The sequence below is a fragment of the Roseibium album genome (assembly GCF_001404515.1).
GTDB classification, from domain to species: Bacteria; Pseudomonadota; Alphaproteobacteria; order Rhizobiales; family Stappiaceae; genus Roseibium; species Roseibium album.
Map to the genome: position 1 here is coordinate 464,229 of NZ_CXWE01000004.1, position 24,826 is coordinate 489,054.

25 protein-coding genes are annotated in these 24,826 nt (G+C 56.0%); 10 read left to right on the plus strand and 15 right to left on the minus strand.

What is annotated here, in order from left to right; genetic code table 11:
• Nucleotides 1-27: 27 nt before the first annotated feature.
• The 3 genes from LA5095_RS15505 to LA5095_RS15515 all read right to left on the minus strand — a co-directional run bounded on the left by LA5095_RS15505 (nt 28) and on the right by LA5095_RS15515 (nt 3,222).
• Entirely contained in the window at nt 28-669 is a 642-nt protein-coding gene (locus LA5095_RS15505) for a GDSL-type esterase/lipase family protein (RefSeq protein ID WP_055116399.1), read from the minus strand.
• Nucleotides 670-805: 136 nt separating this feature from the next.
• Nucleotides 806-2,230 (minus strand): aldehyde dehydrogenase family protein, encoded by a 1,425-nt coding sequence (locus tag LA5095_RS15510; RefSeq protein ID WP_055116401.1) that lies wholly within the window; start codon nt 2,228-2,230, stop codon nt 806-808.
• Nucleotides 2,227-3,222: an NAD(P)-dependent oxidoreductase gene (locus LA5095_RS15515; protein WP_055116403.1), complete on the minus strand. Its 996-nt coding sequence runs from the start codon at nt 3,220-3,222 to the stop codon at nt 2,227-2,229. The genes LA5095_RS15510 and LA5095_RS15515 overlap by 4 nt, the downstream gene beginning before the upstream one ends.
• 117 nt (nt 3,223-3,339) lie before the next feature.
• Here LA5095_RS15515 and LA5095_RS15520 point away from each other — a divergent pair, with 117 nt between their 5' ends.
• Nucleotides 3,340-4,224 (plus strand): LysR substrate-binding domain-containing protein, encoded by an 885-nt coding sequence (locus LA5095_RS15520; protein ID WP_055116405.1) that lies wholly within the window; start codon nt 3,340-3,342, stop codon nt 4,222-4,224.
• Between the two features lie 21 nt (nt 4,225-4,245).
• Here the strand turns inward: LA5095_RS15520 and ttcA are convergent, their stop codons facing one another.
• The 4 genes from ttcA to LA5095_RS15540 all read right to left on the minus strand — a co-directional run bounded on the left by ttcA (nt 4,246) and on the right by LA5095_RS15540 (nt 8,656).
• Nucleotides 4,246-5,187, minus strand: a complete 942-nt coding sequence (gene ttcA, locus LA5095_RS15525) for a tRNA 2-thiocytidine(32) synthetase TtcA (protein WP_144436007.1) — start codon at nt 5,185-5,187, stop codon at nt 4,246-4,248.
• A gap of 552 nt (nt 5,188-5,739) precedes the next feature.
• The gene (locus tag LA5095_RS32720; RefSeq protein ID WP_158510385.1) at nt 5,740-5,913 is read right to left on the minus strand and encodes a hypothetical protein; all 174 of its coding nucleotides are present in this window, start codon (nt 5,911-5,913) and stop codon (nt 5,740-5,742) included.
• Between the two features lie 555 nt (nt 5,914-6,468).
• Nucleotides 6,469-8,364, minus strand: a complete 1,896-nt coding sequence (locus LA5095_RS15535; RefSeq protein WP_082442426.1) for a S8 family peptidase — start codon at nt 8,362-8,364, stop codon at nt 6,469-6,471.
• Nucleotides 8,365-8,404: 40 nt separating this feature from the next.
• Nucleotides 8,405-8,656, minus strand: coding sequence for a hypothetical protein (locus LA5095_RS15540; protein ID WP_108873866.1), 252 nt, complete (start codon nt 8,654-8,656; stop codon nt 8,405-8,407).
• A 376-nt stretch (nt 8,657-9,032) separates the two neighbouring features.
• On the opposite strand from LA5095_RS15540, the gene LA5095_RS33460 reads away from it, so the two are divergent.
• Complete coding sequence (locus tag LA5095_RS33460) at nt 9,033-9,521, plus strand: LysM peptidoglycan-binding domain-containing protein (RefSeq protein ID WP_055116410.1); 489 nt, start codon at nt 9,033-9,035, stop codon at nt 9,519-9,521.
• Between the two features lie 58 nt (nt 9,522-9,579).
• Here LA5095_RS33460 and LA5095_RS15550 read toward each other — a convergent pair whose 3' ends face one another.
• Nucleotides 9,580-10,290 (minus strand): glutathione S-transferase family protein, encoded by a 711-nt coding sequence (locus LA5095_RS15550; RefSeq protein WP_055116412.1) that lies wholly within the window; start codon nt 10,288-10,290, stop codon nt 9,580-9,582.
• A gap of 127 nt (nt 10,291-10,417) precedes the next feature.
• Here LA5095_RS15550 and sigZ point away from each other — a divergent pair, with 127 nt between their 5' ends.
• Nucleotides 10,418-11,008, plus strand: a complete 591-nt coding sequence (gene sigZ, locus LA5095_RS15555; RefSeq protein WP_055116946.1) for an RNA polymerase sigma factor SigZ — start codon at nt 10,418-10,420, stop codon at nt 11,006-11,008.
• Between the two features lie 37 nt (nt 11,009-11,045).
• Nucleotides 11,046-11,798, plus strand: a complete 753-nt coding sequence (locus tag LA5095_RS15560) for a VOC family protein (RefSeq protein WP_082442427.1) — start codon at nt 11,046-11,048, stop codon at nt 11,796-11,798.
• A gap of 164 nt (nt 11,799-11,962) precedes the next feature.
• On the opposite strand, the gene LA5095_RS15565 is transcribed toward LA5095_RS15560, so the two are convergent.
• Nucleotides 11,963-12,418, minus strand: coding sequence for an RrF2 family transcriptional regulator (locus tag LA5095_RS15565; protein WP_055116948.1), 456 nt, complete (start codon nt 12,416-12,418; stop codon nt 11,963-11,965).
• A 133-nt stretch (nt 12,419-12,551) separates the two neighbouring features.
• Between LA5095_RS15565 and LA5095_RS33065 the strand changes: the two genes are divergently transcribed.
• From LA5095_RS33065 to LA5095_RS15575, 3 genes are all read left to right on the plus strand, one after another.
• Nucleotides 12,552-13,256 (plus strand): MFS transporter, encoded by a 705-nt coding sequence (locus LA5095_RS33065; protein WP_208992710.1) that lies wholly within the window; start codon nt 12,552-12,554, stop codon nt 13,254-13,256.
• Between the two features lie 108 nt (nt 13,257-13,364).
• Nucleotides 13,365-13,973 (plus strand): MFS transporter, encoded by a 609-nt coding sequence (locus LA5095_RS33070; protein ID WP_208992711.1) that lies wholly within the window; start codon nt 13,365-13,367, stop codon nt 13,971-13,973.
• The gene (locus LA5095_RS15575) at nt 13,970-14,602 is read left to right on the plus strand and encodes a class I SAM-dependent methyltransferase (protein ID WP_082442428.1); all 633 of its coding nucleotides are present in this window, start codon (nt 13,970-13,972) and stop codon (nt 14,600-14,602) included. Before LA5095_RS33070 ends, LA5095_RS15575 begins: the two co-directional genes overlap by 4 nt.
• A 79-nt stretch (nt 14,603-14,681) precedes the next feature.
• On the opposite strand, the gene rpsD is transcribed toward LA5095_RS15575, so the two are convergent.
• Nucleotides 14,682-15,299: a 30S ribosomal protein S4 gene (gene rpsD / locus LA5095_RS15580; RefSeq protein WP_055116414.1), complete on the minus strand. Its 618-nt coding sequence runs from the start codon at nt 15,297-15,299 to the stop codon at nt 14,682-14,684.
• Between the two features lie 634 nt (nt 15,300-15,933).
• Between rpsD and LA5095_RS15585 the strand changes: the two genes are divergently transcribed.
• On the plus strand, nt 15,934-17,733 hold the full coding sequence (locus LA5095_RS15585; protein ID WP_055116415.1) for a bifunctional diguanylate cyclase/phosphodiesterase: 1,800 nt from the start codon (nt 15,934-15,936) through the stop codon (nt 17,731-17,733).
• Here LA5095_RS15585 and murI read toward each other — a convergent pair.
• The 3 genes from murI to LA5095_RS15600 are packed head-to-tail and all read right to left on the minus strand — an operon-like array spanning nt 17,730 to nt 20,295.
• Nucleotides 17,730-18,536 carry a glutamate racemase gene (murI, locus tag LA5095_RS15590; protein WP_055116417.1) on the minus strand — a complete coding sequence of 269 codons (807 nt, stop codon included), beginning with the start codon at nt 18,534-18,536 and terminating at the stop codon, nt 17,730-17,732. The genes LA5095_RS15585 and murI overlap by 4 nt on opposite strands.
• 10 nt (nt 18,537-18,546) lie before the next feature.
• Nucleotides 18,547-19,359 (minus strand): RNA methyltransferase, encoded by an 813-nt coding sequence (locus LA5095_RS15595; RefSeq protein ID WP_055116419.1) that lies wholly within the window; start codon nt 19,357-19,359, stop codon nt 18,547-18,549.
• A gap of 54 nt (nt 19,360-19,413) precedes the next feature.
• Complete coding sequence (locus tag LA5095_RS15600) at nt 19,414-20,295, minus strand: LysR family transcriptional regulator (protein ID WP_055116420.1); 882 nt, start codon at nt 20,293-20,295, stop codon at nt 19,414-19,416.
• Nucleotides 20,296-20,387: 92 nt separating this feature from the next.
• On the opposite strand from LA5095_RS15600, the gene LA5095_RS15605 reads away from it, so the two are divergent.
• A complete protein-coding gene (locus tag LA5095_RS15605) occupies nt 20,388-21,467 on the plus strand; it encodes an L-dopachrome tautomerase-related protein (protein ID WP_055116422.1) in 1,080 nt (359 codons plus the stop codon).
• A 67-nt stretch (nt 21,468-21,534) separates the two neighbouring features.
• On the opposite strand, the gene LA5095_RS15610 is transcribed toward LA5095_RS15605, so the two are convergent.
• Both LA5095_RS15610 and LA5095_RS15615 read right to left on the minus strand, forming a co-directional pair.
• Nucleotides 21,535-22,707 (minus strand): adenylate/guanylate cyclase domain-containing protein, encoded by a 1,173-nt coding sequence (locus LA5095_RS15610; protein WP_055116423.1) that lies wholly within the window; start codon nt 22,705-22,707, stop codon nt 21,535-21,537.
• A gap of 786 nt (nt 22,708-23,493) precedes the next feature.
• Nucleotides 23,494-23,790, minus strand: coding sequence for a GIY-YIG nuclease family protein (locus LA5095_RS15615; protein ID WP_055116425.1), 297 nt, complete (start codon nt 23,788-23,790; stop codon nt 23,494-23,496).
• Nucleotides 23,791-24,462: 672 nt separating this feature from the next.
• On the opposite strand from LA5095_RS15615, the gene LA5095_RS15620 reads away from it, so the two are divergent.
• Nucleotides 24,463-24,807, plus strand: a complete 345-nt coding sequence (locus LA5095_RS15620; RefSeq protein ID WP_055116427.1) for a hypothetical protein — start codon at nt 24,463-24,465, stop codon at nt 24,805-24,807.
• The last annotated feature ends 19 nt before the right edge of the window (nt 24,808-24,826 follow it).

Genomic DNA, 24,826 nt, shown 5'->3' on the forward strand with positions numbered 1-24,826 from the left:
TCGAAAGGCTTTCGGCGGTTGAAGGGCCTATTCGGAAAACCAGCCGTCCCAAGCCTCCCAGTTATTGACAAGATTGGCAATCATCGCATACCCGGTTCCGTCGCAGTGCATCCGGTCGCCCCGGGTCAGACTGCTCATGTAATCCCGATTGGCCAGCAGCGGCGCCTGAAGATCGAAATAGGGAACATTCAGTTTTTCGGCACATGTCTTGAACCGTTCGTTCAGTGCTGTGGCGGCATCTTGCGAAAACGAAATCTCCAGCCCCTCACTCGGTTTCATGGGCGAACAAGCCTCGTTTGCCGGAGGCAGACCGACCCACAGGACCGGATAGAGATCTGAAACTTCCTTCAAGAAGGCTTCCGCTTCTTCCACCGTTTCATCTTCCTCGATCTGACGGCCTTCCCCGGTCACAACACCAATATCGTTTATGCCGAACTGGACGACGACCCGGTTGTCGGCAGTCTCGGGAAAGCGGGCTTCACATTCTGCTTTCCAGCGGGCGCGAACCTCCGCCGTCGTTTCTCCGCGGATGCCGAGATCATAGAAGGACAATCGGTAGTCCCAGGAAAACCGTCGCTCGCACAGGCGGCCGGTCCATCCAAGACAGCGTTCATCCCCTGTTCCATTGATGTAGCTGTCGCCAACGAAGCAGATGCGAAGATCCCGCATGAAGTTCTCCCAGAATTCATTCGGTCTAACCTCACCTGATATGAGCGGCAGGTCCAGTCTGCGTGCAAAATTATTGTGTTAGCGCGGCTTTAAAATTTCTGGCAGCATATCTCCTGCAACGCATTCGTTACTCATTTCATCCTGTGATGGACTTCAGTTCGAGGAAGTCCTCCAGGCCGAATTCGCCATATTCGCGTCCATTGCCAGATTGCTTGTATCCGCCGAAGGGAACATCCCAGTCCGGAGCTGCCCCGTTGATGTAAACACTGCCCGCGCGCAGTTTCCGGGAGACGCGTTTGGCACGCTCGGGACTTCCGGTCTGAATATAGGCAGCCAGGCCGTAAGGTGTGTCGTTGGCCATTTCAATGGCCTCATCTTCCGTTTCGAACGGGATCATCACCAGCACTGGTCCGAAGATTTCATTGCGAGCCACGGACATCTGGTTGGTGACATCCGCAAAGACCGTCGGCTTGACGAAGTAACCCTTTTCAAATCCCGCCGGCCTGCCGGGTCCTCCGGCCACAAGACGCGCACCGTCGGCGATGCCTCGTTCGATATGCCCCTGGATACGCTCATATTGCAGGTTGCTGATCACCGGGCCGATATGATCTCCCTCCTCGGCCGGATCGCCGACCGTGGTTTCCGCTGCAATCCGCTCCGCTGCCGTAACCGCGCCCTCATAAGCACTCCTTTCGACCAGCAACCGGGTCGGTGCATCGCAGGATTGGCCGGAATTGGAAAAGCAGCTTTCCAGAGAAAACCGGATCGCCGTTTCAAGATCCGCATCGGCAAAGAGCAGGTTGGGTGACTTGCCTCCAAGTTCCAGCGCCACTCGCTTGACAGTCGCAGCCGCGTTCTGCGTCACTGCAACACCCGCCCGCGTCGACCCGGTAAAGGACATCATGTCAATGCCCGGATGAGCGGACATCGCCGCCCCGACGCCCGGGCCATCACCATTGACCAGATTGAAAACACCCGCGGGGCATCCCGCCTTGTGCAGTATCTCGGCAAAGAGCAACGCTGAAAGAGGAGCGATCTCGCTCGGTTTCAGCACCATGGTGCATCCGGCGGCAAGCGCAGGTGCGACCTTTGCGGCAACCTGGTTGATCGGCCAGTTCCATGGGGTGATCAGACCGCAAACCCCGATAGGCTCGTGCCGGAGCAGACTTCCTCCGCGCGGACTCGGACGCTCGAATTCATGCGTTTTCAATGCTTCAAGTGTCGCCTGCAGATGGCCGGTTCCCGAGGGGGTCTGCTGTTCCCTTGCGAAATCGACAGGCGCCCCCATTTCCAACCGGATGGCTTCGTCCATCTCATCCGAACGGCGTTCGTAGATTTCGATAATCCGCTCAAGCAACGTGGCCCGCTCGTCGACACACGTTTCCGACCACGAGCGAAACGCAGCTGTCGCCGCGTCGACTGCCCTGTCCACATCGGCGGCACTTCCAAGAGAAATGACTGCGACAGGTTCCTCCGTCGCCGGATTGATCACCTGGTGGTCCCGCGCTTCCACCGGATCGACCCAATGTCCGCCGATATGGAATTTGCGTTTTTCGATCATCGGCCTGTCGCTTCCCGAATCCCCGACACGATGTCGTCATCGCGCTTCGGGACGACTTCATATCCGGCTTCTTCCGGTTCGTCGTCAGACATTTCCGGCGGGAAACCGGGCGCACGGACAAGCAGACCGGTCGCTTCCTCAAGCCTTCGGATAATGTTTGGAGACAGCTCACGCGGACCGTAACGCCCGATGGCGTCCGCAAACAGCTTGTTGAGCAAGGGCGATAGTTCCAGCGGAACGTCATGCGCTTCGGCGATTGACTGGAACAGGCCGATGTCCTTGGCGACCAGATCCATCGTGAAGGATATGTCGCGCGAACCGTTGAGGATCACCTGGCTTTCGGTTTCATGGACGAAGGAATTCCCCGACGAAATGCGGATCGCCTCGTAGGAAGTGTTGAGATCCATACCCGCAGCCTTGCAGGTAACCAGCGCTTCGGCGAGCGAAACCAGGTTTGCTGTCGCAAGATAGTTGGTCACCACTTTCAAGACAGAAGCGGAGCCGATTTCCCCGGTGTGCAATACGCGGCGCCCGAGAACCGTCAGCAGTGGCAGGGCCTTTTCGAACGTGCCGCGGGTGCAGCCGGCAAAAATGGAGATGTTGCCGGTTGCCGCGCGATGACAACCGCCCGATACCGGGCATTCGATCGCCTCGCCGCCCCGTGCGATGACAAGCTCGGCCAGCCGCCGCGTTTCGTTTGAATCGGTGGTCGACATTTCAGCCCAGATCTTGCCGGGACCCATGCCTTCCAGGATCCCGTCGTGTCCCTCGACCACGGTCGAACAGGCCGCCGGGCTGGGCAGGCAGGTTATGACGATGTCACAGACCTGCGTCAATTGCCTCGGGCTCTGGCCACGATTGGCACCTGAGGCCACGAATTGGTCCATCAAACCCGGATCGAGATCCAGAACTGTCAGGTCGTAGCCGTTGCGCAGGATGCTGCCCGCCAGTTTTCCGCCGACATTTCCAAGACCGATGAATCCGATATGCATCGCAAGCTCCTCCCGAGACGCGAATTGTTTCACTCACATCACCTTGCGCCTCACTGAAAGAGAAGAGAAACGATATAATTAGTGGACATTACGTAGTTTTTTTTATTAATTGGAGCAATGCAAGCTCTACCCAACCTGCTCTGGCTCAGAAGCTTCGAAGCCTCCAGCCGATTGGGCAGCTTCACCGCTGCCGGCAACGAGCTCGGACTGACCCAGGCAGCCGTCAGCAATCACATCAGCGCACTCGAACAACAACTTGGCCATCAGCTCTTTGAACGAACCACGCGCAAGGTGGATCTGACAGCAAGCGGGCGTGCCTATCTGCCCGCCGTCAGAAAGGCGCTCCAGGACCTGGCTGTCTCGACGGAGGGACTGTTCGGCAACCGCAGCTCAGGATCGGTCACAATCCGCGCACCGATCTCCGAAGGGACGTTGATCATTGGTCCTGCCCTCGCCGATTTTCAGCGGGAGCATCCGGGGGTCAATGTCAGGCTGCTCTCCGCTATCTGGGCCGACACGGTTTTGGAAACAGGGATCGATATCGAAATCCGGCTTGGGTCGGGCAACTGGCCTGGCGCTCGCGCCGAATCTCTCGGATCGGAGTTCATTGTGCCGGTGTGCCATCCCGCTCTCGCGAAGAAACTCAAGAAGCCGAAAGACCTGACTGACGTTGCCCGTATTCACACGCTCGGTTTTGACGACCATTGGGCAAGGTATTTTGAAGCGCTCGGTCTCGATACACCACGCCTGTCCACCAGCATCACTGTTGACACTTCCCTCGCGGCAGTGGAATGGGCATCCTCGCAAGGTGGCGTTGCCTTGCTGCTTGAGCGTGTTGCCTCGAGGCTGGTCTCAAATGGACGCCTGACCATCCCGTTTGAGACGAAAATTCCATCCACCCAGACACACTTTCTTCTGCACCGGGAAGCTTCGGGGCCTCAGAAACCGGCGGCACAGACGGTTGAGGTGTGGCTGAGACAGCTGTTTGCAACCCCCGAATAGCGTTTTGAAGGCGAACCAGTCTCATTCCGCCGCGAACAGCTTCGCCGTCATCGCAAGGCTAGCGCCGCAGGGCTCCTCTGCCTCCCCGCCAGGGTCTTCTGCCGCGCTTTCCGAAGGCCGCAGCTTGGCGAAGTCGTAAAGTGACCTGTCCATGAGATGAGAAGGTCTCGTATGGCCGAGAGCACGCGCCATGACGCCGAGACGTCCGGGCGAAGCCTTTTCCCAGCCCTGGAGCATGCGCTTGACCTCCTCACGCTGCAGCCCGTCCTGGGAACCGCAGAGATTGCAGGGAATGATCGGAAACTGCATACCACTGGCAAAGCGGGCGATGTCACTCTCGGCGCAATAGGCCAGCGGACGCAGCACCAGAAGATCGCCTTCGTCATTGATCAGCTTCGGCGGCATCGACGCCAGACGGCCGCCGTGGAAGAGGTTCATGAAGAAGGTTTCCAGAATGTCTTCCCGGTGATGGCCGAGCACGATCGCCTCGCAGCCCTGCTCCCGGGCAATCCGGTAGAGAATTCCCCGGCGCAACCGAGAACATAGCGAACAATAGGTCCGGTGCTCCGGGATCTTGTCGGTGACGATGGAATAGGTGTCCTCGCGCACAATGATGTGCTCGATGCCGTTGTCTTCGAAGAATTTCGGCAGAATGTCGGTCGGAAAACCCGGTTGTGCCTGGTCCAGATTGCAGGCGATCAGTTCAACCGGCAGAAGCCCGCGCCATTTCAGCTCGATCAGGACCGACAGAAGTGTGTAGCTGTCCTTGCCTCCGGACAGACAGACCAGCCATTTCGGCCTGCTTTCAGGCGACGCATCACCGGGCATCATGCCGTAGTCGCCAATCGCCTCGCGAGATTGCCGCAAAAGACGCTTGCGCAGCTTCTTGAATTCGACGCTGGAAGGCGCATTGCGCAGGAGAGTCGGTACGTCCGTATCGGTGCTGTCGGCGATATCGTTCACACAATTAACCCAGTTCAAATTGTCTTCGCATCGACGCGAGGGTTTAAAGGAACCTAAAGGGTTTGAAAAGGTCTGCCGCCGCACCGGGAACGCACCGTACATCCACCGATCAAACAAATTCGGATGTTTAGCACGGCCACCTGCGGAAACCGGGGCAATACCAAAATCACACGAAGTTGCCCGCAGCGACACAATTAAACCAACCACACATCCAACCATGCACCTTATGATATTGCCAGCTTACATAGGTGCGCTCGTTTTATTGATTGCAATATGATCTGCTTTTCGGAAATCGGCACGAACAGATCAAGCGCCCTTATCTGTTGCTTCACATTGATGGAAGGGGCTGGGATCACCACTGGAGTTTCCTGTCCCTGAACTTCGTTGAGCACGAAGATCCGTGGCTTTTTCGACAAGCGCGAACCTTAAATCGCGATCCGGATACAGATTTCAGATGCGGTTCCGGCTGATCGGCAAGGGGCCACGTCAATCCCCGTCGGTCAACTCAGCCTGCAGCGTGTTGCTGTCTTTGCCGCCCGACAAACACACCAGCTATTTGTGCCTGATTTCGTGTGTCGCACTTTCCGGCAGCATGCCGAAATCTTCAATTGCCTCATGCGCCTGGCACAACAATCGACCAAGCAGTTTCCTGAACTCGACGCTGGAGAATACATTGCGCGGGAGCGCCGGAACATCCCTATCGGTACTGTCGGCAATGTCGTTCACTCGGCGGGTCCGGGTTCGAGAGGTGCTGGTGATTGCCTGCAGCTGAACGGGCCGGAATTGAAAAGACCTGACAGTTTCAGGCGTCCGGTATTTGCTGAAATCTACACCCCCACGCCTTCCCCTTTTACACGACCAAATTTACTGCCTTTCCGCACGCAAGAATCCGGAAATCGGTAGGAACATCGCAAACGCTGAATTTCTTGAACTTTGCTGCTCCAGCAAGACTCGTGACATCTTCACTCGTCAGGGTCGCAAAAGAAGCAATTGTTCACCGTTGGTCATCCCGGACGACCATTGGGAGATCCTGGAACCAGCAAACACTGATGTTTCCACTTGATCTATAGCGCTTGTGTTTCGCCGATCCCGTCCAGGCTCCGCCAAACCGGGATGACAATTCACAATCAGTTCCGAGCCTTTTTCACCAGCCCAGAGCGAAGTTCCAATGAGAGGGGGCGAGCAAAAAAAATGCATTGCGGCTTGCGGCTTGAACCGTATCTTGCACAGGCGCGGCGCGAGTTTCTGGCTTGACAGGTCACCTCGCGCCGCTCCCTTTGCTCAGACCGCGCGATATCGTTGTGCGACCGTGTCAAATGCGAACCGCGTATCGACTCCCCTGATTTCCGCAATCAGATCGAAATTGTCGCTGCCGGTTGAGGAATAGCCTTCATCGACGTAAAGCTGGCCAAGTCCGTCCGCCGCGATGCTGCCCCACCAGCGATATCGTGAGCCGCCAACCGGGCCGGCAATCTCGATTGCCTGACCGGCAAGCGACGAGATGCGGAACATGATCGCCATTTTCGACAAGATCCCGTCCGCATCGGACCTTACCGGCTGCGCCGATACCAGGGCCTGCTGCAAGGTAAATGTCGAATGAGAGGCGACCAGCTCAGGACTGATATCAATGAGTGCCCTGACTTCGAGCGGCCGCCACCGTTCCACTTCGCGCCGGAAGGCAACAGACCGCCTGTTGCCGCCCACTCCGAACAATGCCCCTGACAAAGCCGGTAAGTCCGGCCGATTCCCGATGCGCTGTGTTGCCGGACGACCCGGAGCATCCTGCTGAGGAGAACCGGTCGTTCTGAGCGCGTTGCGCAACTCATCCGGTGTGAAGACAGGCAGGTTGCGGGCGCGCGCCATGCCTTGAAGACAAGCAAGGGCGCCGGTCACGATCGGTGATGCGCTCGAGGTTCCTGAAAAGGTGTCCGTGTACCACAGGTCCTCGTCACCACCTCCCTGCAGGTCGCCGTAGCCGCACGTCGTGACTTCGCGCCCCCACCCCTGGGCATCGACGATCGACCCGTAGTTGGAAAAGCCTAGCCTGGATCTGTCAGGACCGTGGTTGCGCCCGTGTGTGCCGGGAGGAGGTGCACCGGCTCCTACCACAATCGCTCCCGAATCACGATTGGCCCGCCGGAAAGGATTGGTCCATGCTGCCGGAAAACCGAAGCCGGGCGTTTCATAAAGCGCGTCGTCAAGATCTTCGGCCCCGTTCCCGGCCGCTTCCACAATGATGATGCCACGCCTGGAGGCATTCAAAATGGCAGCGAAATCATCCGGCCACCACTCGACCGCGATGTAACCTCGCTGATCAGGCCTCAGCCGGAAATTGTGCCGTGGTCCCGGCCTGTGCATTTCCAGAAGCAGGATATCCCCGGCGTTCAACCGGGCAGCAGCATGATTGATCGCACCCGCCGATCCCAGTGTTCTGTGCGACACCGCCGTACAGATCGCCTCCGGTGAAATGCCTGTCACGCCGAAGGGATTGACGTCACCTCCGTATTCGCCCAGAACTGCCGTCCCGTGGTTACGCCAGCCAACGTCGTTGAATTCCACACCGCCAACAACCCCGCCCTGCCGTTCGATCAGGTCCTCATGGCTGAAGCGCCAGGCGCCTTCGATATCCGTAATGTGAATGCCGGTTCCACGTCCGCCAGCCTGATTCCAGGCCCAGCGCGCATCGATACCCGCAGGTGCGGGATCCAGATAGATCTGCCTTGCGACGAAGTCCGGTGTTGCAGGTGGTGGAACATCCGGCACCGCCACCATCTCATTCAGCGAGGCAACATCGACAGCCTCTTCCGGCAACTCGACCGGGGGTTTCACGAACACACCGTCAAAAAGATCGTTGTCCAGAAGCTCCTTTTGAAGATCTTCAATATCTGCGTCCGGCGCCGACAGCTTGTAAAAACCGGAGAGGTTTTCCAGAGGAGCCATCGCAAAGGGAGCCTGAGCGGCTACTGCTGCTTCCACCCTTTCTTCCGAAGGGCCGAACAGAGGTGTAGCGATGCAATTGTGCTTCTTCAGGGCTTTTTCAGCCTTTGTGGTTTTTGCCCCGGCAAGCGAGCGCATCGCAACGCCTGCCATGCGCAAACCCACATCGGATTTCGCGACAGCGATGAGTTCCGGCTGACGTGATTGTGGTGCAGTTACTTTCCTGGTCTTCCGGGCCATTGGCTTTCCTCCTGAATAGGAGACGCGCCGACCGGTAATATTATGGAAGCCCGAGTTCCGGCTTCACATCAACGGATAAAACTCCATCGATTGACTTAACACTCTCAGCAAATTCACCGGCCCGCTCGTCTAAAATGAACGTCACAAAAAAACTGCCGCTCGCATCGGAATTGGGCGTTGCCAGATCAATATTGGAACGCGCGTTAAAATCCCGGCTTTTTGCTGCCAGCACCGAGCCCGTGCTTTCTGACGGATCGCTTTTTTGCAAGTCGGAAAAAAGCAGGGCAGACATGAGGACAACGACTTCAGTCAATGAAGAAACTTTCTGAAATCAACGAACGACAAGCGCTCAAGTCGGCGTCAACTTTGTGGCGGAAGTTCGATCAACAAGGCAGAAAAATGGCAAAAAAATCAAATTCAACCTAAACAACAACCGGAAGATGACGCAGAGGAATATTAGTTTAATCATCTAAACTTTATAAAACGATAGCCAAAACGTCAATAATAGGAATAACTAGATGGTGTAATAGAAATTCAAATTCGAATTAAACAACGACAGATTGCATAATAAGTTGCAACATTTTTTATCCAGTCAGGACAATGCGGTCTTTAGATAGTCCACCTCGAACTCATATCCGAGGTCGGTCGCGCACAAGAGGACGTTCGCAATGACGGTTACACTGGACATACAGCAGCCCCAGCCTTTCGATCTGGTCGGGTCGACAATCATGATGGCCGGAAACGCTGCAGCATTCGAAGGAACATTGAGCATTCGCGTTTCTGAAGGTCACGATGAATACGCTTCCTTTACAAATGTCGGATCCCTTGGATTGAAGCAATTTCAGGCCTCAATAGATATTCCGGAAACCAACACATTCCAGCTGAATCGGCTATTCCTGACACTGGCAGACGATTCAGGCAACGAGAACGGTCCATCCGTCGTGATCCCGGTTCTCTTTGGTCCCCGGATCCTGTCAGGTTACGGTGGCTGGCAGCCCTACACGGTCAAGTCCGGCGATACTTTGAGCCAGATTGCGCAACAACAATACGGCAACTCAGACTATCAGCCGATTTTCGAGGCCAACCGGCATATCCTGAGTGATCCGAACGTGATCTTCCCCGGCCAACTGCTTCGCATCCCGCGAAACGACATCTGACCTGCTGTTGCGACAGCAACCCGACCGATCTCTATCGGTCGGGCTTCGTCCGTCCGCGTCAGCCGCAGCAGCCACCGCTCTTCGAATTTGAAGCGTCTGCATCTTCCTCGTCTTCATTCGCTCCCCGTCCGAGCCAGGTTCGCTCCGAGAGGTAGAAATCGGAAAACCTTTCGACGAAATCCTCAGGAACGGACTTTTCTGCGATGCCAGTCTTCAGCAGCGCTGTTTGCCAGGCCTTGACCTTCGGAAAACCTTCCAGCATGTCGTAACCGCTGGCCTTTTCCACGATTGCCGAACGGTGCAGCAACGGCAGCCAGGCCAGATCGGCATTTCCCACAGTGTCGCCGGCGAAATAAGGGCCGTCGCTTAACCGCTTTTCCGCACGATCGAATGATTTGTCGAGTTTCGAAATCCGGTCATTCAACACATTCCGGTCGGCGCTCTGCATTGTGCTGCACTGGACCAGATAGTGCTTGGAAGCCTGATAACTCCACGCCCGGTGGATCGCCCGCGTTTCCGGGGAAAGGCCATCCTGCAGCGCTTCGGAGATTTCGTCGATATATTCTACGATTGCATCGGATTCAAAAAGGGGTATCCCCTCCTCCGTAATCAGGAGCGGGACCTGCCCGACCGGCGAAATTTCCAGGAACCAGTCCGGTTTGTTTTTGAGATCTATATATTCAATCTCGTAAGGCATTTCTTTCGCTTCGAGCATGGCAGTGACCCGCTGCACAAAGGGACAGATTTTGAAACTGACAATCTTGATCATGGTGTCGATCCTTTTCTTGAGGTGTTCGACCTGTTAGACGTTGAGAGTGGGAAAAAGACGAAGCTGCCAGGCAAAAAACTTACAACACATTGGAAAACAAAATTAAAATTTGACTTCGGAGATGATCATGACGGCAGTCACGGACCGCGCTGACCCGGAATCCTCCCCGGATTTCAATGCCGTGTGGACCGATTATCGTTCAGTAATTTCCGCATTTCTTCACTCTAGGATTTCAAATCCCTCTGATGCGGAAGAAGTGCTCCAGGAGATCCTTCTCAAGACCCACGGCAGCCTGGGCACACTCAAGGACGGAAGCAGCCTGAAATCCTGGCTGTTCCAGATCGCCAACAACGCCATCATCGATTTTTATCGCATGAAGAAGAACGATCGATCATTGCCGACTGTAGACCTCTGGTACGAAGCCATGGAGGATGACGAACGGCACATTCTTGAAGATTGTGTGGCGCCCTTCATCGACGCGCTGCCCAAAGAGGCGGGACAGCTGCTGCGCAAGATCGAACTGGAAGGCGTTTCCCAGAAGGACACCGCCGAACGGCTCGGGATCAGCTATTCCACTCTCAAGTCCCGCGTTCAAAGCAGCCGTGCCAAGCTTTTGGCATTGTTTCAGAATTGCTGCGACTTTTCACTTGATAGCCGTGGAAACATTGTCGGCTATCAGAGCAAAGCGTCTGTGTGTGGCGATTGTAACTCTGACTGAGACACCGCGTCATCATATTCCAGGAAAACATGATCCTATGCCCCTGCCCCGGATATCTGCCCTGTCCCTCAATGTTTCCGACCCATCAGGTCTTTCCCGGTTCTATTGTGATGTCCTCGGCATGAACTTGCTCGCGAATGCCGGAGGAGCTGTCTCACTTGGATACGCAGGCGAAGACGCTCGACTGGAATTGGTGCGCCGCGACCAGTCCACTCCCTATCAACCGGACCGGAACGACCGCTATTGGAAGATTGCCATCACGCTGCCGGACCTTGACGTTGCATTTGCCCAGCTGCGCAGCGCCGGTATCGACGTCACTGAACCAGCGCAGTTTCGCGACATCGCCTATATGAGCCATCTCGCCGATCCTGAGGGTCATGTCATCGAGCTGATCCAGCACACCTTTCACGGAAAACCAAAGACGAAACAAGGCAATGTGGAACTTCCCCTCGGCGGAGGGGCCCGCATTGGACTGATCACTCTGCGGACTGATGACATCGAGACGGAGCTCATGAACTGCCACGACACTCTCGGCATGAGGTATCTGTCCCGGCAGGACCTGGCCGATCTTGGATTTTGCCTCTATTTCCTTGCCTATACCGAAGACACACCACCGGACACAGACGTCAATGCTGTCGAAAACCGCGAATGGCTCTGGCAACGCCCCTATACGGTTCTTGAATTCCAGCACCTGTTCACTGGCGAAATTCAGCAAAAGAAAGCCGGAGAACGCGGCGCCTCTTCTGTCCTGATTGATGAACCGGGTGGAGAGAGAAAAACAGTTCGCTAGTTGCAAAAAATGACCAGGTGCAAGAAAGTCGGATAGTCGTCTGACCTGAAATGGCGCAGCATTCGCTTACAAAAATACGTGTAACTATCTTTTTTGCAACTTTTCATTCCGGCTGCAGATCCTTTGCAATGCGGAAATGCGCACGTGCCTGAGTACTCTTGATCTCACTCTGTTGAAGGATTTCGCTGCCGCTGATGAGCCTTAATGGTCTGCGCATGCGGTCGGACGAGCTCGGCAACCGTCATCTTCTCAAGCTCGGTATTGAAGACCAGCTTTGCTGCCTCGAGCGCATTGCCGGTTGCCTTGTTGGCCGCCCGTTCCAGCAGACATGACGGATTGTCGGACGACGGCCCGACCGCGAAAAGCTGCGGTGAACCGAGAGCTGCGTAAACATCCGCCAGGGATATCTCCGTGAGCGACCTGACCAGATACCAGCCGCCACCATGTCCCTTGCTTGATGAAACGAGACCGGCCTTTCTGAGCCCTCCCATGACCCGCCGGACCAGTGCTGGATTGGTCATGAGCATCTGTCCGATCTGATCGGAGGTCACTGGGTCTTCGGTCTGGTCAAGGTGCAGAAGGACATGAAGCACTCTTGGCAGGCGGCTGTCGGTCGGCAACGGTTTCTCCTTTTGATCAGCATACACGACACTACAATTTGCAACAAACAAAGTTACAAGATATTGACATTTCATTTCATGAAACTTACCAAGTTACATGAAATGACTCCCATTCCCGTTTTTGGAGTTCCCGATGTCACTTGTTCTCGCAAATCCCGGACATGGCGCGCAGCCTCGGCTCGCGGTCGCTTCCCTGTTTCTGGGAGCTTTCATGAACATACTGGACGTAACTATTGTAAACCTCGCCCTGCCCTCAATCCGAAACGAGTTTGATGCCACAACGTCTCAACTGGAATGGGTATTGATCGCCTACATACTTATGTTTGCATCAGGCCTGTTACCCTTCGGCCGGTTCGGAGATTCCTTTGGCCGCAAGCGAATTTTCAACTTCGGCGTTGCAGGGTTTTTGGTAAGTTCGCTTGCCTGCGGCCTTGCACCTGATATCGAATTGCTAATTGCCGCCCGGGCCCTCCAGGGCCTGACCGCCTCGATGATGGTCCCGCAAGTTCTCGCAATTGTGCACGTAATGTTTGCGCCACAAGAAAAGGCAAAACTCATCGGGTTGTACGGTACGGTCAGTGCCCTCGGCGCGGTTGCGGGTCCCCTGATTGGCGGCACAATGATCTCGGCCAATGTAGCCGGATTGGAGTGGCGACCGATCTTTCTGATGAACGTTCCCTTGGGGCTCGTGTGTCTCGCGGGTGCGTTGCGTTTCGTCCCTGACATCGAACCTTGCGGCTACATCAAACCGGACTGGAGCGGATCACTCCTGTTCGCACTTGCCGTCGCTGCCCTCACATTTCCCCTGACCGAGGGGCGGCAATTTGGATGGCCCTGATGGTGTTTCGCCCTTCTAGGCTTGTCGGTCGTTCTTGCACTGATTTTCATCCAACTGCAATTGCATCGTACCCGCTGTGGGCTTCCGCAAATATTGCCGGCAAACCTCATGAAGGACCGGTTTTTTGTGCGCAGTCTTGTCATTGTCACCATCTTTTTCTCCGGCATAGCCGGAGTTCACTTCATGCTTGCGATATTTCTGCAGTCCGGGGTCGGACTTTCGGCACTCCAATCCGGACTGGCGACGGCACCCCACCCGGTTGGCGTTATGGTCGCCTCCACACTCACCAGCCGGTTAGGTCAAAGATGGCTTGGGGCCCGCATCGCCTTCGGCACCTTCGTGTTGCTCGCAGGCATGATGATGGCAAGAACCGTTCTGGGCACCAATTCGATGTCGATCACAGCCGTTGATCTTTTATTGCCCATGTTGACCGTCGGACTGGGAACGGGCACGGCCATTGCCGCGATGTTCCAAAGTACACTGTCCCGTGTCTCCCCATCTGATGCAGGCGCAGGATCCGGTGTTTTGCAGGCGTTTCAGCAAGTGGGCATCGCAATCGGCATCGGCGCCGTCGGGCAGATCTTCTTTGCGGGTCTCGAGCAGGCCCAGGATCCGGCAGACTATGTCCACGCCGCACAAAACGCCCTCCTGTTCCCGATCGGCATCTACCTGTTGCTTGCCGCCACCTGTCTCTGCATTAAGGAAGACAATACATGATGAAGCCGCAAAACCATCAAACCCCCCAGGACTTCTGGGAAGACCTCTACAAGAGGTCATCCGCCGATACGAAGGGAAATCCGTCTGCGGCGCTGGCCAGATTTGCCGTGGATCGACACCCGGGTACCGCCCTCGATCTCGGCTGCGCCAGGGGAGACGACGCTGTATGGCTGGCAAAACGTGGCTGGAAGGTCATTGCGGTTGATATTTCGGAAACCGTATTGTCTTACGCACGGACGAACGCGAATTCTCAGCAGGTTGGTGACCGGATCGAACTACAGCGTCATGATCTTGCAGTTTCTTTCCCGGAAAACAGGTATGATCTCGTTTCGGCAATGTTTCTGCAGGCGCCATTCGACTTTCCACGAGAACGGGTTCTGAAACACGCGGCACTTTGCTTGAATTCCGGCGGTCTTTTCATCGCTGCCACTCACGGCTCGCGACCATCATGGTCATGGGACAAATCAACCGCGCCCTTCCCCAACCCGCACCAGTGCCTGAAGACACTTGGCCTGAATATGTCCGGTTGGAAGGAGATTTTCGTCGGCAATGAAGACCGCATCGCAACAGGCCCTGAAGGTCAGAAGGGCACAGTAACAGACACGATCGTTTGCCTGGAACGGCGATGAAGGAGAAAGGATGCTCGTCAATCACCAAAGAAAAGGCCCGCCGAATGGCGGGCCTTCCTTGAACAATATTCGACGCTGATTAGCGCGAATAGAACTCGACAACCAGGTTCGGTTCCATCTGTACCGGATAGGGCACATCGGAAAAACCCGGGATACGGTTGTAGGTCGCGGACATTTTGGAATGATCGGCGTCGACATAGTCCGGCACGTCACGTTCTGCTGACTGGATAGCTTCCAGCACCAGTCCGAGCTGCTTGGACTTTTCGCGAACTTCGATGACATCGCCCGGGCGCAACTGGTAGCTCGGGATGTTCACGCGCTTGCCGTTGACCTTGATGTGGCCGTGGTTGATGAACTGACGGGCCGCAAACACGGTCGGAACGAACTTGGCACGGTAGATAACCGCGTCGAGGCGACGCTCCAGCAGGCCGATCAGGTTTTCGGAAGTATCACCTTTCAGGCGCGATGCTTCGGAATAAACCTTGCGGAACTGCTTTTCGGAGATGTTGCCGTAATAACCCTTCAGCTTCTGCTTGGCGCGGAGCTGAACACCGAAGTCGGACAGTTTACCCTTGCGGCGCTGGCCATGCTGGCCCGGGCCGTATTCACGCTTGTTGGCCGGGCTCTTCGGACGACCCCAGATATTTTCGCCCATCCGGCGGTCGATTTTGTACTTAACGCTGTGGCGCTTTGACATCGCGGTTTCCTTTGAATTCGCGTTGTTGTTCTAAAAGGAAACGCGCCCTCCTTTATCGTTGCAGAAGTGATTAAGCTCCTGCTCGGATCGACAGGGACCCAGCTAGACGGCGCCGGCTGAATACCCACGGGTGCGTAGACCCGGAAGGCCTGAGCCTGCCGGATCGCGCGGAGATACAGCGTGCACTTCAGAATGTCAACGCCGGCATCTCCTTTTGCGCCGGCGTCAGCAATAGAAACCAGCCATTTCAGGCAACCGGACGACACAACCAGGTGCCGGACAACTCGTGACGGATCTTATCAGAAACGGGTTTCCGGCAACTCCGCGTGTGTGGCAGTTGCGATTCGGGCTGCTGCGTTTTGCTCGGCACCAGCCCCGTAGCCTAAGTGAAAACACGTAAGAATTGGCTGAAATTCGCCAAATTTGCACGAGATTTGGCGGACTCACTACACGAATTGCTTCAAAAATTCACATTTGCGGAAAAACAATGCATACATTTAGAGAATGTTAATTGCAGCTTTTCACTATGCAATCCGCGCCACAACTATGGATAATAATACCAGTGGCCATAGTGAGCATTATTCCCATCCATTCAGCATCAAAATGGAAGCCCGACTTGGACTAAGGATCAAGCATGTCATCACAACGCAATTCAGAACCAGAGACTGGCAAGGACAGTGTGAAACCGTTTCCGCGGTCTCGCGACGCCATTCTTGAAGGTCTGGATTATGCGCTTCAGCCGATTACCGACATTGGTACAGGCGTCGTCTATGGTTATGAAGCACAGCTTGATAATGGCGACTGTGAAGACGCACCCACGATTGATGAACTGCTTGATGATGCATATGAGGAAGGATTCCTTCCCGATCTCGAAGCAAGTCTGTTCGCAAAGGCTCTGAGCCGTTTCGGGAAGCTCCGCACGGCACAGGGCACCAAGCTTTTTTTCAGAATTGACGGACGCGATCTCGGACTGCAGGCGGATCCACGCATGCACCTGACAGAGCTCGTTGCAGCGGCCGGTTTGCAGAACAACCAGGTCTGCATCGAATTTTCCGAACGCCATCAGCACTCCATCGCCGACGCAACGCAGCACGCCATCAGCGATCTGCGCCAGATGGGTTTTCTCGTCGCATTGGACAATTTCGGACGAGGATCGTCGGAGCTGCGCCTGTTGCACGACGTCTCTCCGGACTACGTCAAGATCGGCCGGTTTTTCCTGAACGGCGTCGACAGCGATCCGCGCCGGAACCTGTTCGTCACAACCGTTGCCAATCTTGCGCATGTTCTTGGTGCACGCGTGATTGCTTCAGGGGTGGAGACCGAGCGGGAATTCAAGGCCTGCAGGAATATTGGCTGTGACCTGGTCCAGGGCTCCTTCGTTGCCCGGCCCTTTCACAAGGCGGCGTCGGCAAAGCTGTTCTACGATCATGTCCGGGAGCCGGGCGCCGGACACAAACGGCGCGCGGAACAGGACAGGATTCGGAACGAATTGCTGCAGCTCCCCACCATCGGGTTCGGCGCAACCATGACCGAACTGCTCGACATGGTCGTTCACAACCAGGAAGGAAACGTCATTCCCGTCCTGGACGAAAACCAGGAACCGCGCGGCCTGATCCACGAACGCGATCTGAAGGCGTATCTTTATGCCGGTGGCAAGGATGACGACACCGATACGCGGATCGCACTCGATTTCCCCCTGCGCTCATTCGTACGCGCCTGCCCGATCGCCGACATAGATTCCAACGCCGACATGCTACTGGTAACCTTTGCCTCCTCGATCAACTCCGATGGCATCATCATCACGGAGAATTTCCGCTACGCCGGTTTCCTTTCAGCCACGTCTCTGCTGAAGATCATTCACGAAAAACGCCTTCAGGAAGCCCAGGACCAGAACCCGCTGACCCGTATGCCGGGCAACGGCGCAATCTCGCGTTATATTTCGGAAACCGCCCGGAAAGGCACACACGACCGTCATCTGTGTTACCTGGACTTCGACAACTTCAAGCCGTTCAACGATACCTACGGCTATCGCCAGGGGGACCGGGCGATTATCCTGTTCAGTGAATTGCTGCAGCGCCATGTCTCCGGGTCCGGAACATTTCACGGGCATATCGGTGGCGACGATTTCTTCGCCGGATTTCAAAACACCGACCAGACGGATGTGGCCACCCGCATGCTCGCCCTCAAACGTGCCTTTCGTGTCGATGTGGAGAGCTTTTACGAAACGGGGCACAGGGAACTGGGTTACATCGAGGCGCAGGACCGCTTCGGAACGACCCGCCAGTTTCCACTGTTGCAATGCTCTATTTCGATCCTGAGCCTGCCAAGAGGCATGGTCATTCACCCCGACACGCTGAACGACGAGATCAGCGAATTGAAACTGGAAGCAAAGCGGGCCGACGACGGAATAGTCGTCAAAAAACTGGCCGCCTAAGCTCCGTTTGCCGCGCTGAGCATCAGGCCGAAACCTGCCAGCAACCGCGAAAGCCCCGGATCATCGGGATTTGATGTGAACAGAGCGCGATCCGGATCACTCGACGGGCTGCTTGCAGCCTTTGCTCCAAGCACACGAACAAGCTGACGCGCGATTGCTTCTGCGGGATCAAGCCAGTCGACCGGCCAGGGCGCGATCCTGCGGAAACGGTTTGCCAGAAACGGATAATGCGTGCAGGCCAGCACGACAATGTCGGTCCGCCGCCCGTCGCGTTCCAGGAAACAACCCGAAATCTCGGTGAGCAGCTCCTCGTTGCAAACAGTCTCGCCGCGCAAATGGCGTTCAGAAAGTTCCGCAAGGTTATCCGAACCGACAAGACGCACGTGGCATTGCTTGGCAAAGCTGTCGATCAGGCTCCTGGTATACGTCCTGCGCACGGTTCCAGGTGTTGCCAGCACCGAAATGAGACCTGAAGACGTTCGTTCTGCCGCCGGCTTGATCGCAGGCACTGTGCCGACAAAGGGCACATCCGGGTAGGCTTTGCGAAGCGCATCACCTGCCAGCGTAAAGGCCGTATTGCAGGCAATGACGATCGCCTTGGGCCGGTGGATGGCGATAAGCTCACCGAAAAGCGACAGCATGCGGTCCCTGAGGTCCGCTTCCGGCCAGCGGCCGATCGGAAAAGCCGCGTCATCGGCGACATAAAGCAGGGTTTCGTAGGGAAGCAGGTAGCGTGCTTCGCGCAGCACCGTGAGCCCGCCAAGGCCGGAATCGAAAATCAGAACCGGACCGTTCGAGCCCAAATGCCTTCTCCTACTCTTCGCCGCCGTCAGTGCTGCGCTCCTTGCGCACCCGGGTTTGCCGTTTTTCCAGGGACGCGACAACACCTCGCAACGCCCGGACCTCCTGTTCCGTCAGCTCCGCCTTCTGGAAAATGTTTCGAAGCGTGCGAACCATATGCGGGCGCCGCTCCGGTGGACGAAAAAATGTCGCTTCGTCGAGCGCACCTTCCAGATGTTCGAAAAACCTCAGGAGATCGTCTTTTTTCGCCGGCGGATGTTCATCCTCCGACAGGATGAAAGGCAACGCACCGGACGTTGCCGTCTTGCGCCATTCGTAGGCGCACACCAGCACAGCCTGGGCAATGTTCAGAGACGCGAAATCGGGGTCAACGGGCAGTGTGACAATCTCGTCGGCCAGCGCAACTTCCTCATTGTTGAGACCCCAACGCTCGCGTCCGAAGAGATAGCCTGTAGCGTGACCCTTTTCTCCGAACTCAACCGATTTCCTTGCAGATTCGTCAGGGCCGCGAACGGGTTTCGGCACTTCGCGAGACCGCGCGGTCGTTGCAAAGACGAACTGCAGGTCCGCGATCGCCGCCTCAACGCTGTCAAACACCTGCACCTTGTCGATCACATGGTCTGCCCGGCTTGCCGCAGCACGCGCCTTTTCACTCGGCCAGCCGTCGCGCGGGTTGACAATCCGAAGGTCGACCAGACCGAAATTTGCCATTGCCCGCGCTGCGGTTCCGATGTTTTCACCCAGCTGCGGCTCGCACAGGATCACTGCAGGCGGCCGGGCAGTCACCGTCCTGGCCTCGTCCCTGATTTTTGCGTTTTTGCTCATAATGCCGGGGTTTAGCCCGTCTTCCTGAAAATGAAAAGCTGGCCGCGTTCGATTTCAACGCCGGAATGAACGCCTTGCCACATCCCGAAACGCTTTCGTCTTGCGCCCCGTCCGGCTTTCCGGCGCAAAGACAAACCAGACAGGTGCTTCGGGAGAATGAAGGCATCCGGGCAGAATTTCGACCAGGATACCCTTGTCGAGTTCGTCCTTGACGGCCATGCGGGATTTGATCGCAAGACCGAGTCCTTCGACCGCACCGGCTGTCAGCATGTCTGAATTGGAAACGGCAACACTCCGGCCAACCGAAAAGGAACGCTTTCGGCCTCTTGCGTCGTTGACATCGAAACGTGTCTGCCAGGGAAGGCAGACCCAGGGTGCATCTTTGAGGTCCTCCACGGATTTCGGGTCTCCCGAACTCGACAAAAGATCCGGGGATGCGCAGATGATCCGCTCGTTGTCGCTGAGCTTCTGGGCAACCAGGGAACTGTCATCCAGCTGGCCAACCCTGATTGCGCAATCCTGACCCTCCTCAACCAGCGGCACAAAACGATCGACCGCCAGGAACTCGATTGTGAGATCAGGATGGTGCTCACGAAATTCGCGCATCTCCGGCATGATGAAGCGCGACAGGATCCAGGGCGACATCGTCACACGCAGATGGCCGCGTAAGGATGCAGTTCCACTGCCGACATCGAGTTCCGCCTGTTGCAGGTCCTCCAATACGGTATCCACGCGCTCCAGGAATACCTGTCCCTCGTCCGTCAGGCGAAACGTGCGGCTGTTGCGGTGAAAGAGGGTCACTTTCAGAACCCGTTCCAGCTTTGCGATCCGGTGACTGGTCGTTGCTGTCGAGATACCGAGATGTCTTGCGGCGGACGTGATGCCACCGGTTTTGGCAACAGAGACAAAGGTCTGCAGATCCGGAATACTGTACATTCGAATTTTTCTAACGCTGCTTTCGAATTTCAGGGAGTTCTGTTCGAAATCTAGAACAACTAAACCCTCCTGATCAACATCCGGAGGACCCCATGAAACGCTTTTTGGCTGCAGTCGGCATCAGCACCGCGCTCGCTTTTCCAGCAACCGCAGACGGACTGGAAACCTATCTCCGCTTTGACAAGTCAATGCCGCCGGGAAACCTGGCGATTGCTCCGGACGGACGCATGTTCATGTCCGTCCATGAATTCTATGGCCCAGAACTGCGCGTCGTCGAAGTCCTGAAGGATGGGTCGACCCGGCCCTATCCAAATGAAAGCTGGGCACATGCGCCAAAGGAAGACGGCAATGGCCTCAACGGGGTTCTCGGCCTGCGTGCGGACCGTGACGGCATTTTATGGATGCTCGACGGTCAGGGCGAGAACCAGACGGGCCGCATCGTCGGCTGGAACACGAAGACTGAACAGCTGCATGCAATCCACTATATCGGTGCACCGGTTTCCCGGCCGACCTCCTTCCTGAACGATCTGGCCGTCGACCGGGATCATGAGGCGATCTACATTTCCGACACCGGAGACGGCGTGAATTCCGCGCTCATCGTCGTCGACCTTGAAACGGGCCGCGCCCGTCGTGTTCTGGAGGGCTCCGAATTCACGACGCCTGAAGACACACCCATGGTGATCGACGGACGTGAAATCCTGCTCGGCGGCAGTCCGGCAAAGATCGGCGTAAATCCGATCACGGTCGACCCGACCAATACCTGGGTCTATTTCGCGCCGATGACCGCAAGTGCGATGTACCGGGTCAGGACATCCGATCTTCTCAATGAAGAGTTGGACGATGAGGAACTTGCCACGCGCGTCGAACGTTATGGTGACAAGCCGATCTCCGATGGCTCCACGGTCGACACCGGAGGCAATGTTTACATCACGGCTATGACCGACAACGCTATCGGCGTGACCAAGCCGGATGGCAGCTACGAGGTACTGTTCCAGTCCGACGAAGACCTGCCCTGGCCGGACGGGTTCTCGATCGGTGCGGACGGCTATGTCTATGCGACCATCAACGAACTGCACCGCTCGCCGGTATTGAACGGCGGCGAGGACGCCTCGCTCGGGACCTACCGGATTGTCCGTTTCCCAGCCCTGAGCGACGCCGTCAGCGGGCGCTAGAACCGGCCGCTTTCCGAACCTTTTGACCGTCCGGCAAGACACCCATACGTCTTGCCGGGCTCGGCTTTCATGATTTCGGCATCTCCCGGACCGGCACGATCACCTGCGTCCTGTCGAAACCCTTTAGTTCGAAGGACGGCACTCCGGCCTTTGATAGTCCGGCCAGATCCGCAACCCGCTCAGAGACAACTGTTTGACCATCGACAAGGACCGCAGAGGCGAGCAAGCGCGCGGCAAGGTTCACCGTCGGCCCTATGGCCGTGAAATCCAGCCGGTCGGACGCTCCGATATTGCCGTATTGCAGCGGTCCGATATGGACGGCAGCCCGGAAAGGAGGAACGGTCTCGGAAAAGACCGGCGTCCACGCACCGCCAGAGGCAACGCTGAGCGCCTCCAGGGCACGTTCGCAAGCCGTTCTCTCGTCAACCTCATCGGAAATCGGAAAAATCGCGAGCAGGCCGTCGCCCATGAATTTCAGGATCTCGCCACCACCTTCGACAATCGGCGGTACAAGACAGTCGTAGAAGAGATTGAGACGTGCAAGGACCTCTTCGGCAGACGCATCGTTGGAGAAACGCGTGAACGAGACCAGGTCGGCAAAGACGACGCAGGCGGAAATCTCCTCTATGTCGCCGCGATGCACGCGGCCCGACAGGATCCTGTTGCCGCTGTCCCGGCCCACATAGGCGGACAGGAGGTTGGCGGCGTTGAGACGCAGCATGTAGGTTTCGGCCAGACGGGCGAGTGGCAGGCGGACCTTTTCGAGCGCCGCTATCATCTCTTCGTCAAAGCCGCCATCGGCCTTCGTCGCCCAGCTGACCAGATGCGTTTCACCGGTCGTGAAGAAGAGCGGCTGAACGACATAGTCGGTAACGCCTTCCTCGCGGAACTGCTTCAGAATGAGAAAATCATCCGGACTGCCCGGATCGCAGAGTTTTCGCCGCAAGGGCTTTCCCGTTCGCAGAACTGTCGGTAGCGGGTTGTCGTGGTATTCGGCCCCGTCAAAGGCCTTGAGGTCCGCATCGGACTGGTCAACCCCCTCGCCTTTCAGCCATCGGAACCGGCGTCCCTGAAGGTTGGGATGGAGCGTATAGATAAAAAGCGCAAACCGCTCGACGGGTACACCGGCCGCCAGCAACCCTTCACAGATCCCGGAGACGATCTCCCGCGCATCCGCACTCGGTCGCGCACCATCGAGCATCCACAAGAACAGATCTTCGAGTTTTTGTGTGTTTGGCACCGACCGCTCCAGGTGACGCAACCTCCGCGAAACTCATTTAGTCATCCCGGCGCAGCGATGCCAAGGCCGAAAACCGAAACGCGCAGCACCCGCCTCTGGCCGCCGACACCGGTATTTCCCGGACCAAGCATCACTGCACTGCTGTGCCCGAAGGGAAAAGGGTCGGCAATTTTGTCTTCAGTTTGATAAAATAACCTTCACCAAGCTTGTCTTCGCCGCGAAGGCTAGGGTCAACTAAATACGGATCCACCGTTTCAATCCGAAACCCCACGGAATACTGGTTCCCGGCTCGCGCTGCGCTTGGCCGGGATGACAACAATCGCGAGGTCGAAATACTCCAGCAAAAAAACAAGATCCTGTCTTGTCACCCCTGCGAAGGCAGGGGTCCAGTAGACGCAGAACCTCCTTTTCAGACCGAAACCTCACGGGTCACTGGTTCCCGGCTTGCGTTGTGATTGGCCAGGACGACCGGGGAAAAAGCCGTTTCCTTGAGTTCAGGAATGCCCCAAGACCCAATCTTGTCACCCCTGCAAAAGCAGGAATCCAGAAGACATGGACCCTTCGTTTCGAACCAAATCCCGTCGATTTACTGGTTCGCACTGCGCCTGGCCCGGATGACAACCCGGGAAGGAGCCGTTCCCTTGAGTTCAGGAATGCCCCAGGACCCAATCTTGTCATCCCTGCGCAGGCAGGGATCCAGTAGACACCAACCTCAAGGCTCATCAAGGATTTGGCCCGATAAAGGACCGCGTCTAAAAAACACTGTTCCCGGTATGACAAGGACTTTCACGAAAGCCCTAATGAAAGATCATCCCAGTTGGGATTGCGTTCTTCGATCAGGCTTATCTTCCAAGCCCGTTTCCAGCGCTTGATCTGCTTTTCACGCTTGATCGCCTGCTCGATCTCCTCATGGATTTCGAAATAAACGAGCCTATGGACACCGTATTTCGCGGTAAACGCGCTGCCTCTTCCTTCACGATGCTCGTAAAGGCGCTTTAACAAGGCATTGGCAACACCAACATAAAGCGTTCCGCCAAGGCCGCTCGCCAGAATGTAAACGTAGTACTGCTGATCGACATGCAAGCCCGCCTCGCCTCTTCGATGGGATGTCTCAGAATACCCAGATTTATCATCCCTGCGAAAGCAGGCATCGAGTGAACACAAATCGCTTCGAACCAAAACTCTGCGGGTTACTGATTACTGGTTCCCGGCTCGCGCTACGCTTGGCCGGGATGACAACAATCGAAAAGACCATTTGCTCCCATTCCAGAGAACAATACTCTCCAATTTGTCATCCCTGCGCAGGCAGGGATCCAGTAGACGCCAAACCATGAAGTTGGCATTGAAAAATCGCGTCCGGAGTTTGGCGCTTTCATTCTGTAAATGCTGTGGGAAGACTATCTAAGCAAATTGACGGCAAAACCATTTTGGATTCGTTCCACGAGACCGTAACGCACAATTAAAACTTGGAGCTTATATGGCACATCGACCACAATCGCCCCAACATGAACTCCGAAACTGCAAATTGATCCCAGCGAGACCATCAAGATCAGACGTTCAGTCAGATATCTCTTACTTGGCTTTGTAATATCGTTGCCTTTATCAATACTGTGTGCGTTTGCTTGTTATCACTCAATTGCAACAGGAGAATTTCTAACCAAAGGAGGACTGTCTACGGCGTTTGGAACTCTCTTTTTTGGTGCGATTGCTTATTTCAGTATTACGCAACTGTGGAATGCGGACAGACCAGTCATCATGATCGGGCCGGACGGTTTTTTCGATAAGCGTGTATTCGAGAAAGCAGTTCCCTGGCGCGAAATAACTGAAATACGTGTTGATGAGTTTGGATTTTTTGGTGCCCTTTTTATCGAAGTAACCGATAGGATTTATCTTCTTCCGCGCTACCGGATACTGTTCAAAACGTGGTTCAATCAAGGGCCTGGTGCCCGTGGTTCTTATCCGCTCGACGGGTTGGCCTTTGATCGCGAAAAGTTAGGTTTTCTTCTTGATCAATATTCATCCGCTTGGCGCCACCCGCCAGACAACATGCAGCCATCCGCTCTGAACGTTGTCGATAGACATTTCCCGCCCGTTTGCTAGAACGTGCCCGATCAACGGC

Coding starts and splice junctions, on each gene's coding strand:
- LA5095_RS15505 (WP_055116399.1), bottom strand. CDS start 669: ATGCGGGATCTTCGCATCTGCTTCGTTGGCGACAGCTACATCAATGGA.
- LA5095_RS15510 (WP_055116401.1), bottom strand. CDS start 2,230: ATGATCGAAAAACGCAAATTCCATATCGGCGGACATTGGGTCGATCCG.
- LA5095_RS15515 (WP_055116403.1), bottom strand. CDS start 3,222: ATGCATATCGGATTCATCGGTCTTGGAAATGTCGGCGGAAAACTGGCG.
- LA5095_RS15520 (WP_055116405.1), top strand. CDS start 3,340: ATGCAAGCTCTACCCAACCTGCTCTGGCTCAGAAGCTTCGAAGCCTCC.
- LA5095_RS15535 (WP_082442426.1), bottom strand. CDS start 8,364: ATGGCCCGGAAGACCAGGAAAGTAACTGCACCACAATCACGTCAGCCG.
- LA5095_RS15540 (WP_108873866.1), bottom strand. CDS start 8,656: ATGTCTGCCCTGCTTTTTTCCGACTTGCAAAAAAGCGATCCGTCAGAA.
- LA5095_RS33460 (WP_055116410.1), top strand. CDS start 9,033: ATGACGGTTACACTGGACATACAGCAGCCCCAGCCTTTCGATCTGGTC.
- LA5095_RS15550 (WP_055116412.1), bottom strand. CDS start 10,290: ATGATCAAGATTGTCAGTTTCAAAATCTGTCCCTTTGTGCAGCGGGTC.
- sigZ (WP_055116946.1), top strand. CDS start 10,418: ATGACGGCAGTCACGGACCGCGCTGACCCGGAATCCTCCCCGGATTTC.
- LA5095_RS15560 (WP_082442427.1), top strand. CDS start 11,046: ATGCCCCTGCCCCGGATATCTGCCCTGTCCCTCAATGTTTCCGACCCA.
- LA5095_RS33065 (WP_208992710.1), top strand. CDS start 12,552: ATGTCACTTGTTCTCGCAAATCCCGGACATGGCGCGCAGCCTCGGCTC.
- LA5095_RS33070 (WP_208992711.1), top strand. CDS start 13,365: ATGAAGGACCGGTTTTTTGTGCGCAGTCTTGTCATTGTCACCATCTTT.
- LA5095_RS15575 (WP_082442428.1), top strand. CDS start 13,970: ATGATGAAGCCGCAAAACCATCAAACCCCCCAGGACTTCTGGGAAGAC.
- rpsD (WP_055116414.1), bottom strand. CDS start 15,299: ATGTCAAAGCGCCACAGCGTTAAGTACAAAATCGACCGCCGGATGGGC.
- LA5095_RS15585 (WP_055116415.1), top strand. CDS start 15,934: ATGTCATCACAACGCAATTCAGAACCAGAGACTGGCAAGGACAGTGTG.
- LA5095_RS15595 (WP_055116419.1), bottom strand. CDS start 19,359: ATGAGCAAAAACGCAAAAATCAGGGACGAGGCCAGGACGGTGACTGCC.
- LA5095_RS15600 (WP_055116420.1), bottom strand. CDS start 20,295: ATGTACAGTATTCCGGATCTGCAGACCTTTGTCTCTGTTGCCAAAACC.
- LA5095_RS15605 (WP_055116422.1), top strand. CDS start 20,388: ATGAAACGCTTTTTGGCTGCAGTCGGCATCAGCACCGCGCTCGCTTTT.
- LA5095_RS15620 (WP_055116427.1), top strand. CDS start 24,463: ATGATCGGGCCGGACGGTTTTTTCGATAAGCGTGTATTCGAGAAAGCA.